We start from the raw sequence: 6,000 nt of genomic DNA, 5'->3' as shown, positions 1-6,000 counted from the left end.
TAATAGACCGAGGGCTTGACCTCTCTTTCTACATGGTGATGATGATGACTTAATTCTCTGCAGTCTTCAGGGTTTTTTACCCTTATTTTTTTTCCGTCTCTACAAAGACGCAGTGGGATCACTGGGATACTATTCCTTTTTCCGTTGTTAAAACTCCGGGTTGCTAATCTGAGGGAATAGGAGCTGATTGCGTCTAATTTTCATCAATTCCGCAATAGGTGCATGGCAAAGCTCCCTCCCTACTCCCTCCGCTTCGCTGCGCCCACGATTTACCGTATAATCATTCAAAAGCTACTATGACGGCGTTGCGATCGCCTCGACGACCGTAAGGCTACCGATCTATTTCGGAATTCCCATAAGCTTGAGCTTGTGTCCTTGTAAAATCGCACAACTATCAGCAACTCTAAGCTAAAGCTATTAAAAATATTAAAGTTTTATAATATTAAAGTTTTGAGAAAGTTTTGAGGCGGTCGTCACAAGGGTAACTTTTTTCAAGATTATAGCCTCCTGTTTTACAGTCCTTAAACATTGCTTCGATACCACTGCGACATTTAAACGCTGTTACAGCTTGTTTCAATTTGGCGATATTGGTGAGTCAATACCAGTCTTCATCTTCGCCACTATTTCGATATTTTCGTTGCCCATAACCAGCGACATCAAAACAGCCCAATCCTTGCTGCTGATTTTAACTCCTGTCACATAAAAGCTCGTACCTGCGACTAAACCACCCTCACTCAACCGCTTAAATTCTTCTCCTTCTTCTTGAATATAGCGTCCCTGTTTTACTCTCAAAACACACCTTATGTTCTTTTCACACAGCCCACTTGCCAGCTTAACGATCGCAAATTCAGGCGTTTCCTAAAAGGACCATTTTATATTTTTTTAGCAGACCAAGAATGCTGCAGATTAAGCTTTGTTGTTCTCGGATGTTGCTACAGCCACAGCGAAGGCAATATCTGCTAGTACAACGGTCAAGCTCTCTTGTTCCCAATCAGGCTAATCATCAACAGATTTTTATCTCGCCACGGCGTTCTATCAATGGCGACCTTCAACTCTTGTTTCTTTTTAAATTGACTTCTCCAGATATATTTAAGCACAGGAAACCAAAGCTTTTCAATCTTGAGCAGAGGTAGCTTGAGAAATCGTTGAATAGAACGTCGTCCGCTCTCAAACATGATTGGGTATCGCATCAATTTCGCCAATAACTCAATACTCACTTGTTTATGGGTTGGGAGCAGAAAAACTAAAATAGTCACAGTCAAGTATTCGGTGTTTTTGAGCTGCTGTTGGAAACAAATTTGGTATGATTGAGGTAACATTTTTAACTGATGGGGCTTCTTAACAAGACTGACCCCATATTTTTTTACCAAAAATCGGTTCTAGCCCCGTCATCTGTATTGGTTGATATATTTTACCATAAGCTCAGGAGAGCTAGAAACGTTATATATTCCTGCGTCTCGGATTGATATAAAAAAAGAAAATTAATAGTGTAGGTTTTGTTTCTCAACCTAACCTACACTATTAATAATTTGTGTAAGGGGAATGTTTATTCCTAACTCTCATTCTTCACGACACGGAAGTTACGGAAATACGGATAACTGTTGTTTTCCTGATTCCTTCTTCTTTTTTGCTTATTCCTTCTTCTTTCAACCTCCCAATTCCTCGTTACTAATTCCCAAATGACTCGCTTAGCCACAACAATAGAAGCCATACTTTACCTAAAAGGTCAGCCAGTGTCGATCGCAGAAATTGCCGAGATTGCCAAGTGCGATCGAGCCGAAGCCGAAGACGCCATCATCGAACTCATGTCTGACTCGTCCCACCGCGACAGTGCATTAGAAGTCGTCGAAACCCCCACAGGATACAGCCTGCAACTCAGAGAAGAGTTTGCCAGTTTAATGCAAACTTTAATACCTCCAGAATTAGGTGTGGGAGCTTTGCGAACGCTGGCTGCGATCGCCCTCAAAGGCGGCATCGCTCAGCCAGACTTAGTTAACTTGCGAGGTTCAGGCGCTTACCAACAAGTGCAGGAACTTGTAGAGATGGGTTTCGTCCGCAAACGGCGACCGAGTGAGGGGCGGTCATATTGGTTACAAGTTACCGAGAAATTTCATCGGTACTTTCAAGTAGACCAACTGCCAAAACAATTGCAACTTGACTTTCAGGCAAATTTGTACCCAAGCAATGACGAGTAGTTTGAAGTAGAATGTAACCAGCCAGAAATTAAGAATCGCCAAATGGTTTTTCACCCTGACTTTGACACATCCAATGCCCAACAAACCGCAGTCAATCCACTGCTGAAGTACCTCCAACACCAATCCCCGGAGGTTCTAGCCCGCGTCGCCAAGTCTGTGAGCCCCGACATCAGAGAAATAATCTCTCATAACGTTCAAGGACTTGTCGGCGTTTTGCCTTCAGAAAATTTTAACGTCGAAATTACCACCGATCGCGAAAACTTAGCAGGTTTGCTAGCTTCAGCGATGATGACAGGCTATTTTTTGAGGCAAATGGAGCAAAGGATGCACCTAGAAGAAAATTTAGCAAGCACCAGCTCGATTCAACCAAACTCACCCAAAGACAAGTAAAAAGATCAACGGGTTGGGGAAGCCAGAAAGATGAAAGTTGTTCAGAAAAATCCATAATCCTGAATCATGGAGGCACAGGGAATTAAGAAACCGGGCTGTTAACCGGATATCCCTAGCGCTACACCGAGGCTTTTGGTAAAAAAACCCGGTTACTGCTTCCAGGACTATAAAGCATCAGATTCATCTTCCATCCTCCACCCTTGCAACTAATACCAATTTCAAAAAAGAATGCAACTGTAAATAAGCTCCAAATCCTTATGCAGTAAATCATTCTTAATTCTTTAATCGAAAATCGAAAATCGAAAATCGAAAATGGTATTACCCACTGGTCGAGCTACCCGATAGGGGAAAAGCACCCGGACGTACTTTAATGTTCTGAACTTGACCCAAACGGTTAATTTCCACTTCGAGTTCTTTGCCCACAGCAGTGTTTTCCACCCGTTCTTGCACGTCCCCAGGAGTGTTAACCGCAATTCCGTCAACTTTTTGAATGACATCTCCGGCGCGCAAGTCGGCTTTTTGAGCGGGGGAATTTTCCACGACTCGCGTCACGGCTACGCCTCGATCGAGGGTAATTTTATTATTATCGAGCTGTTTGTTGAGTTCTGCCTTGGTGGCGGCAGTCAAGCTGACCATTTGAATGCCGAGATAGGGATGTTCGGCTTTACCTTTGGCGAATAGCTGATCGGAAACTCGTTTGGCGGTTTCGATCGGAATTGCAAATCCCAAGCCCTGAGCGTCCGCGCGAATGGCGGTATTGATGCCAATTACTTCGCCTTGGTCATTGAGCAGGGGGCCACCAGAATTGCCGGGGTTGATGGCTGCGTCGGTTTGGATGAAGCGGACTCGCTTGTCGGGGATGCCGACTTGAGAACTCGATCGACCCGTAGCGCTGATAATGCCCACAGTCACGGTATTGTCGAGACCTAAAGGATTGCCGATCGCGATCGCCCACTGTCCCGGTACAATATTGTCCGATCGACCCAAAGCCACCTGCGGCAGTTCCTTAGCATTAATCTTAACCACAGCCACATCCGTCAGCGGATCGACTCCCTGCACCTTACCCTCAAACTCCCGGCCGTCTTTGAGCGTCACCTTGACAGTATCCGTCCCGGAGACAACGTGAGCATTAGTAACGATGCGGCCGTCAGAAGTGAGAATAAACCCGGAGCCCGTACCTCTCTTGACTCGTTCTTCCGGCTGCGGCAAATTCTCCCCAAAAAACCGACGAAACAAAGGATTTTTGAATGCTTCGGGCACTTGATTCGCCACCTTGCTTGATGCGTCAATCCGCACTACAGCCGGACCGACTTTTTCGGCTGCTTCAGCAATAAAATTGGGATTGCTGCGATCAACCGCCCGATTTTCCTGAAGTGGAGGAGACGCATAGGGGGGGATTTGCTGGCGTACTACTGGCAAAACCAATCCGGTTTCCAGATTGTTTGAGCCTTGCAGATAGCGATTTCCCAACCATCCCATACCTCCGCCGATTGACAGCAGAGTCACATAAAGGGTCGCTTGCTTAAAAGATAAACTCATTTAATAACTCCCGCTAAATACCTCATCCCCGCAGACAGGTTCCGAATCAAGCATTTTTGTCTTGGCGACGGGAAGGAAGCGGGGCGGGGCGTACCGCTTCCTCAAGAACATAGCTGCTGTTAACAGGCAGGCGCTCATAGGCATCACAGGCAATTTTTGCCGGATTTGCCAAGAGCGACTCAAACTAATAATTCTCATCCTAACTTGGCTTAGCCTGGGATTTACAGTCTGGGGGTGGCTAGAGCTTTCAAATATGCAATTTTACAGGATTTTAAAATTGTCAACTGTCCGAAAGGAATACTTTTTTATGTACATAATGACTTTTAAACGCTTATTTCCGCTGATTTTTGCACTAATTTGGTCGATCGCACCCGTTGGGAAAACGGCGGCAAATACCGAAATCCCACCTGCAAATCTTCCTTTAGGTACACCTGTGGAAAACCCCGACCCAGCCCGCGATTGCCCGAGTCCGGCTATGTCTCGGTTGCGCCGCCACACTGTGGCCCAGGGCGAAACAATAGAAAGCATCGCGCGGCAGTACAGTGTGATTCCTGGGGCGCTGATCGGGATAAATCCGATGTTGCGGGGCGGTGGAGTATCTGCTGGAAGTGCGATCGTCATTCCTCCGTACAGTGGCATCGAGGTAGAAGTGCCTGCGGGATCGAATTGGCAAAAACTGGCAGAAGCTTACAAAGTGCCTGCAGATTTGCTATTTGAGGCGAATGGGTGCAGGCCTTTGGGGAAAACGGTGTTTGTGCCAGCGGTGAATAGGTCGATCGGGCCTTCTATCAATCCCGATGCAACGCCATCGGTGGAAGGATTTCCGCTGCCCGCCCCTGCAGTGGAAGCTTTGCGTTACGGGCGGCAATTGCATCCGGCGCGGCGCGAATTTTTTTTCCACAGTGGGGTAGATTTTTTGGCGTCGGAGGGTACGCAGGTTTTGGCGGCGGGCGAAGGGACTGTCGCCTTTGCCGGGCCACAGGGGGATTACGGGAATTTAGTGGTGGTGAACCATCAAGCGGGGAAGCAAACGCGCTACGCTCATTTGAAAGATATTGCGGTAAAAGTCGGTCAAAAAGTGCAGTCGGGAGAAGTTTTGGGAACTGTGGGGACGACGGGAAAACGGGACATTCCGCCATCTCATTTGCATTTTGAAGTTCGGTACAATTCGGGTTTGGGTTGGGTTGCTGAAGACCCGCTGCTTTATTTGCAAGCGACTATTAAAAAATAGGATTGTTAGTGTGCTGGGGGTGTGACAACCCGCCCCAAATCCAGACGGGGCAAGGATTAATCTGTGTTGTGGTAAAAAAAGATAGGCAGCAGAATTATTACACGATTGCCTATCCCAAAAAATATGTTACCAACATTTTACGAGACTCACTGACAGAAACAACTGACGCAAACCCCGTTTATTTTACTCACAATCTTTTTGAACCTGATAGAATCCGAGAAACAAGTAACGATCGCACTAATCGGGTTCCCATTAATCACTTATTGGTGAACAACTTATTGCCCGGTCGCACATTTCTCTCAAATTCGATCGCCCATCCACCAAAAACTCGATCGCACATTTCTCTCAAATTCGATCGCCCATAAACCAAAAATCCGATCGCACATTTCTCTCAAATTCGATCGCCCTGAAACCGAGTGAAAATTTGTCTGCTTTGTGACACAGCCCGCCGGGGGTTGAAACCCCCGTCTCATAGCTAAAGTCGGTTGAAACCGACTGAAAATTCGCATGAAACCGATACACATCAACTAACTCTTCAGTCCTCTTTCAGAGGACTTTCGCTATGAGACAGGGGTTTCAACCCCTGGCGGACTCGGCAACGAACCAACTAGCCCCAGGCGCGGAAAAACTAAGGGACTAACAAAT

General features: G+C 46.5%; 8 protein-coding genes. 3 read left to right on the top strand and 5 right to left on the bottom strand.

Features of this window, described 5'->3' with window-relative positions; translation table 11 throughout:
- Positions 1 to 573: 573 nt before the first annotated feature.
- Together QT984_RS15665 and QT984_RS15660 are read right to left on the bottom strand one after the other, a co-directional pair.
- Positions 574 to 792, bottom strand: a complete 219-nt coding sequence (locus QT984_RS15665) for a hypothetical protein (RefSeq protein ID WP_333055486.1) — start codon at positions 790 to 792, stop codon at positions 574 to 576.
- Positions 793 to 971: 179 nt separating this feature from the next.
- On the bottom strand, positions 972 to 1,370 hold the full coding sequence (locus QT984_RS15660) for a hypothetical protein (RefSeq protein WP_333055485.1): 399 nt from the start codon (positions 1,368 to 1,370) through the stop codon (positions 972 to 974).
- 309 nt (positions 1,371 to 1,679) lie between these two features.
- Between QT984_RS15660 and scpB the strand changes: the two genes are divergently transcribed.
- Together scpB and QT984_RS15650 are read left to right on the top strand one after the other, a co-directional pair.
- Entirely contained in the window at positions 1,680 to 2,195 is a 516-nt protein-coding gene (gene scpB, locus QT984_RS15655) for an SMC-Scp complex subunit ScpB (RefSeq protein WP_333055484.1), read from the top strand.
- Between the two features lie 42 nt (positions 2,196 to 2,237).
- Positions 2,238 to 2,585, top strand: coding sequence for a DUF760 domain-containing protein (locus QT984_RS15650; protein ID WP_006635907.1), 348 nt, complete (start codon positions 2,238 to 2,240; stop codon positions 2,583 to 2,585).
- A gap of 318 nt (positions 2,586 to 2,903) precedes the next feature.
- Here QT984_RS15650 and QT984_RS15645 read toward each other — a convergent pair whose 3' ends face one another.
- A complete protein-coding gene (locus QT984_RS15645; RefSeq protein WP_333374368.1) occupies positions 2,904 to 4,124 on the bottom strand; it encodes an HhoA/HhoB/HtrA family serine endopeptidase in 1,221 nt (406 codons plus the stop codon).
- Positions 4,125 to 4,322, bottom strand: a complete 198-nt coding sequence (locus tag QT984_RS15640; protein WP_333374366.1) for a hypothetical protein — start codon at positions 4,320 to 4,322, stop codon at positions 4,125 to 4,127.
- A gap of 118 nt (positions 4,323 to 4,440) precedes the next feature.
- Here QT984_RS15640 and QT984_RS15635 point away from each other — a divergent pair, with 118 nt between their 5' ends.
- Positions 4,441 to 5,355, top strand: coding sequence for a peptidoglycan DD-metalloendopeptidase family protein (locus tag QT984_RS15635; RefSeq protein WP_445305858.1), 915 nt, complete (start codon positions 4,441 to 4,443; stop codon positions 5,353 to 5,355).
- A 299-nt stretch (positions 5,356 to 5,654) separates the two neighbouring features.
- Here QT984_RS15635 and QT984_RS15630 read toward each other — a convergent pair whose 3' ends face one another.
- Positions 5,655 to 5,828: a hypothetical protein gene (locus QT984_RS15630; RefSeq protein WP_333374362.1), complete on the bottom strand. Its 174-nt coding sequence runs from the start codon at positions 5,826 to 5,828 to the stop codon at positions 5,655 to 5,657.
- Positions 5,829 to 6,000 lie beyond the last annotated feature (172 nt).

The organism is Microcoleus sp. Z1_B2 (assembly GCF_036700325.1).
Lineage (GTDB): Bacteria > Cyanobacteriota > Cyanobacteriia > Cyanobacteriales > Microcoleaceae > Microcoleus.
This window is presented reverse-complemented; position numbering and strand designations above follow the sequence as displayed.